6 protein-coding genes are annotated in these 5,157 nt (G+C 61.3%); all 6 read left to right on the top strand.

The window, feature by feature from the left end:
- Nucleotides 1–787, top strand: a 787-nt coding sequence (locus AC1DT3_RS11620; protein WP_477465412.1) for a glycerophosphodiester phosphodiesterase, incomplete at its 5' end; no start/stop codon positions are given.
- Nucleotides 788–932: 145 nt separating this feature from the next.
- Nucleotides 933–1,664, top strand: coding sequence for an SDR family NAD(P)-dependent oxidoreductase (locus AC1DT3_RS11625; RefSeq protein WP_477465413.1), 732 nt, complete (start codon nucleotides 933–935; stop codon nucleotides 1,662–1,664).
- A gap of 111 nt (nucleotides 1,665–1,775) precedes the next feature.
- Nucleotides 1,776–2,129 carry a hypothetical protein gene (locus AC1DT3_RS11630; protein ID WP_477465414.1) on the top strand — a complete coding sequence of 118 codons (354 nt, stop codon included), beginning with the start codon at nucleotides 1,776–1,778 and terminating at the stop codon, nucleotides 2,127–2,129.
- 59 nt (nucleotides 2,130–2,188) lie between these two features.
- Nucleotides 2,189–2,938 carry an electron transfer flavoprotein subunit beta/FixA family protein gene (locus AC1DT3_RS11635; protein WP_477465415.1) on the top strand — a complete coding sequence of 250 codons (750 nt, stop codon included), beginning with the start codon at nucleotides 2,189–2,191 and terminating at the stop codon, nucleotides 2,936–2,938.
- Nucleotides 2,939–3,026: 88 nt separating this feature from the next.
- The gene (locus tag AC1DT3_RS11640; protein WP_477465416.1) at nucleotides 3,027–3,956 is read left to right on the top strand and encodes an electron transfer flavoprotein subunit alpha/FixB family protein; all 930 of its coding nucleotides are present in this window, start codon (nucleotides 3,027–3,029) and stop codon (nucleotides 3,954–3,956) included.
- 1 nt (nucleotide 3,957) lies between these two features.
- Nucleotides 3,958–5,157, top strand: a 1,200-nt coding sequence (locus AC1DT3_RS11645) for a CaiB/BaiF CoA transferase family protein (protein WP_477465417.1), incomplete at its 3' end; no start/stop codon positions are given.

Consider the following 5,157-nt stretch of genomic DNA (forward strand, 5'->3'; position numbering starts at 1 on the left):
AGATTCAGAGGCCTGCCCGATGACCAACCTCACGACGAAGATCGCCTCGCATCGAGGGGGCTCCGACCTTTGGCCGGAGAACAGCCGGCTGGCCTTCAGGAATTCCATGAACCTTCCCGTCGATTTCATCGAATTCGATGTGCACCGGTCCCGCGACGGAATGCTTCTGGTCCACCACGATCCGGTTCTCGGCCGGACGAGCGAGGGAGAGGGTTCGATCGCGGACATGCCATGGAGCGAGCTGCGTTCGCGCCATTTGAAGGGGACAGACGGCGAGAACCTGCCGACTTTCGCCGAGGTGCTCGACATCGTCACCGCCGGGCCGATGGGACTGAGGATCGAGCTGAAGGACAAGGCGGATGGAAGCCGTTACGACGGGATGGAGGCGGAGGTGCTGGCGGTCCTCGGCGCGCGCAACGTCCTCGACCGTGTCACCTTCACCTCGTTCAACATCGAGACCTTGAAGACCTTGGCCCTATTGGCGCCCAACGTGCCTCTGATCTGGCTCATCAAGACAGAGGCCTATGAGGCCGACGGGCGCGTGTTGAAGGATTATTGCGAGCGGGCCCTGGGCGCCGGGATTCCCGAAATTTCCCTCCGCATCGAGCAGATGGGCGATGGCGATGTTGAGTTCTGCGAGGGCCGTGGCCTGCGGTTCGGAGTCTTCGCCGCCCACACCGAAGCGGCCATCGTGAGGGCGTTCCAACACAACGTTGCCGCCTTCACGACTGATAGGCCTGATATTGCCGTCGACGTGCGGGCGCGGTTGCTCGACGCCGCAGAGTGAGCCGACCAGGCCCAAGACGAACGGGCTGGCGGGTGCTGCCGCAGAACCCTGCGCGACTCGCGTCCTGAGGGATAGAAAATCCGCTTCGATGATTCTAACATTCGTTCGGTAGATTGCGAGGCGCTCGCCTCGCAGGGCGAGGACCATGGCGGAATTCGACAATCAAGTATGCGTCGTCACCGGCGGAGGGCGTGGAATCGGGCGGGCGATCGTCGAGATGTTCGCGGCGGAAGGCGCCGAAGTGCATTCGCTCGACGCCGGTGCGCAGCCGGTCTCGCGAGGTGGCGGCAATGTGCATCTCCATCATTGCGACATCACGGATTTGGCGGGGGTCGAGAGCATTTTCGAACGGCTTAGGTCGCGTTCGGCAAGGGTCGACGTTCTGGTCAACAATGCAGCGACCGTCACGCGCGCTGTGACGATCATGGAACTCTCGCCACAAGAATGGCAGAGGACGCTCGACGTCAACATTACCGGCGCCTTCAACGTCACCCGTAGCGCTCTCGGGTTGATGGGCAAAGGAGGCCGGATCATCAATCTCGCCTCGACCTTCGCCCATGTCGGCTCACCGGGACGCGTCGCCTACTCGACCACCAAAGGCGCGATCCTCGCCTTCACGCGAAGCTTGGCGCTCGATACGGCCGCACAAGGAATTCGCGTCAACTCGATCTCTCCCGGCGGCATCGCGACCGACCGGCTGATCGAATTATTCGGATCGGAGCAGGCGGCCGAGGACCACCTCGCGCATCTCCACCCGATCGGGCACACCGGCAAGCCGGACGATATCGCCAACGCGGTGTGGTATCTCGCATCGAGGCGCGCGACCTTCATGACCGGTGCCGATCTTCTCGTCGACGGTGGATATACCGCGCAGTGACCCGATGCCGGGCCTGTCCCAAAGACTCCTGTTGCCAATCTTTCGAACGTTCGTTAGATTTTCTGGCAACCAGATCGCCGAGCGCATACCGGCCGTCGGAGGGAGAACGTCATGCCGAAATACAATCTCATTGCTCTCACCAACCCACACGAAGGCCGGGACGATGAATTCAACGATTGGTACACGAACATCCACCTCGCCGATGTGTTGAAACTGCCCGGCGTGACCGCGGCCCAGCGCTATCGCCTCTCGGATACGCAGCACCGCCCCGGGCCATTCGAGTGGTCGTACATGGCCGTTTATGAGATCGACATCGACGATATCGGAGAGACATTGTCGGCGCTGAAGGCAGCGTCGGGAACAGAGGCGATGCCCTTGTCTCCGGCACTTCGTTCCGAGCGCATGGTGTGGATCTATCAGCCGATCACTGAACGCGTCGAGCGTCCAGCGGACGTTCTGGCCTGATCGACGTATTCCGACGAGCGCAGGGCGCTCCCAAAAAAATCCAACGAGGTAACAAGCCGATGAAAGTGCTCGTTCCGGTCAAGCGAGTCGTCGATTACAACGTGAAAATCCGGATTAAGTCGGACGGCTCCGGCGTCGAACTCGCGAACGTGAAAATGTCGATGAATCCGTTCGACGAGATTGCGGTCGAGGAAGCGATTCGACTCAGGGAATCCGGCAAGGTGGAGGAGATCGTTGCGGTTTCGATCGGGCCAGCGCAGGCCCAGGAAACCCTGCGCACGGCGCTCGCCATGGGCGCTGATCGCGCGATCCTGATCAAGGTCGACGACGGCGTCGAGCCGCTCGGCGTCGCCAAGGTCCTGAAGGGCGTTGTCGATGCGGAAAAGCCGGATCTGGTGATTCTGGGCAAGCAGGCCATCGACGACGATTCCAATCAAACCGGTCAGATGCTCGCCGCGCTTCTCGGATGGGCGCAGGGAACGTTCGCCTCCAAACTGGAGATTGGCGGTGGCAAGGCTCGGGTGACGCGCGAAGTGGATGGCGGATTGCAGACCATCGAACTCGATCTTCCGGCTATCGTGACCACGGACCTTCGCTTGAACGAGCCGCGCTACGCGTCGTTGCCCAATATCATGAAGGCCAAAAAGAAACCGCTCGACGAGAAGATCGCGGCGGATTTCGGCGCCGATGTCGCCCCGCGATTGAGGGTGCTCAACACCGAAGAACCTCGCGGGCGTCAGGCCGGCGTCAAGGTAAAGTCGGTGGCCGAGCTCGTCGACAAATTGAAGAACGAAGCCGGCGTGCTTTGATCTAGCGACGAGGACGGGCAAGAACAGGCAAGAACAGGCAAGAACAGGCAAGAACAGGCAAGAACAGGCAAGAACAGGAACGAGAGACATGGCAATTCTTCTGATCGCCGAACACGACAACGCGACGCTTTCCGAGCAGACCGCGAAGGCGCTCTCGGCAGCCCTCAAAATCGGCACGGATGTACACGTCCTCGTCGCCGGAAAAGGCGCAAAAGCGGTCGCTGGCGCGGCGTCGAAGCTGAACGGTGTGAGCAAGGTCCTGTTGGCGGAGGCGGATGAACTCGAGCAGTTCCTGGCCGAGCCACTTGCCGCGCTGATCGTCGCACTCGCCGGCAGCTACGATACATTCATCGCCCCGGCCACAGCATCGGGCAAGAACGTCATGCCGCGCGTCGCCGCGCTCCTCGATATCGCGCAGATCTCGGAGATCGTGGAGGTCGTAGCACCTGATACCTTCAAGCGGCCGATCTATGCGGGCAACGCCATTCAAACGGTGCAATCCACCGATTCCAGAAAGGCGATCACGGTCCGAACGGCATCATTCCAGGCCGCCGGCGAAGGCGGCTCGGCGCCGATCGAGAGCGTCAGCGCCGTTGGCAACCCTGGGATCTCGGCCTTCGTCGAAAACAAGCTTTCTGAGAGCGATCGCCCGGAGCTCACAGCGGCAAAGATCATCATCTCAGGTGGTCGGGCACTCGGATCCTCGGATAAGTTCGAAGAAGTCATCCTTCCCATTGCCGATAAACTCGGAGCAGCCGTCGGCGCGTCCCGTGCGGCGGTCGATGCGGGCTATGCGCCGAACGACTGGCAGGTCGGCCAGACCGGCAAGATCGTCGCTCCTGATCTCTACATCGCGGTCGGTATCTCCGGCGCCATCCAGCACCTCGCCGGCATGAAAGATTCCAAGGTCATCGTCGCCATCAACAAGGACGAGGAGGCGCCCATCTTCCAGGTCGCCGATTACGGTCTCGTCGGGGATCTGTTCACAATCCTTCCGGACCTGCAGAAGGCTCTATGAAATGACCGAAGTTTCGGGTGCCTTGTCCGGCGTCAAAGTCATCGATCTGACGCAGATGCTGGCCGGTCCCTATTGTACGATGCTTCTCGCGGACCAGGGCGCAAGCGTCATCAAGATCGAGCCGGTCGAAGGAGATCCGACCCGACATTTCGGCCCCTTTCCGACCGACGACACAGCTCACCATTTCGGCGGCTATTTCCAGAGCACGAACCGCAACAAGAAAAGCGTCGCGCTCGACTTGAAATCCGACGAAGGAAAGGCGCTGTTTCGGCGCTTGGCGAAGGATGCCGATATCGTCGTCGAAAACTTCCGCGCCGGCGTCATGGACAGGTTGGGCATCGGCTACGAGGTTCTGGCGCAGGACAATCCGCGCCTGGTCTACGCGGCGATCCGCGGCTTTGGCGATCCGCGCACGGGCGCAAGCCCTTATGTGAACCGCCCGGCCTTCGACGTGGTGGCGCAGGCGATGGGCGGCGCGATGGGAATCACGGGGCCCGATTCCGTTACGCCGATCAAGATCGGTCCAGGTATTGGCGATATTTTCCCGGCTTCACTCGCTGCCTTCGGCATCATGGCGGCGCTTCACCACGCCGCCCRCACCGGTCAGGGGCAGTTTGTCGACGTTGCCATGTATGACGGTATCCTCGCCATGTGCGAGCGCATCGTCTATCAGTATTCGTATCTCGGAAAGTCGCCCACACCCGAGGGAAATCATCATCCGATTTTGTGTCCGTTCGGTACATTCGCGGCCAAGGATGGACAGGTAACGGTCGGTTGCCCGCGCGATTCCTTCTGGCGGGACCTCACCGCCATCATCGGTCTTCCGGAACTGGCCGACGATCCGAAATTCGCTACCAACAACGCCAGGCTCGCCCACGCGGCGGAAACGGTCGCGATCGTCGAGGCATGGAGTTCCGTCCGCACCAAGGCCGAGATCGCCGAAGCGCTCGACGGGCGAGTACCCTTCGGCCCGGTCAATACAGCCGCCGACATCTTCGCGGATCCACATGTGGCCGCGCGCAACATGCTGGTCGAGGTCGAGCATCCGGGATCGTCGAAGCCCGTGACGATCGCTTCGACCCCCATCCGAATGACAGAAACGCCCGGCGGCGTCTTCCATCGGGCGCCACTGGTCGGAGAGGACACAAACGAGATTCTTGCCGGCCTCGGATTGTCGGTTGCTGAAATTGCAGCGCTGAAG

Source organism: Microvirga sp. P4_G7 (assembly GCF_056401005.1).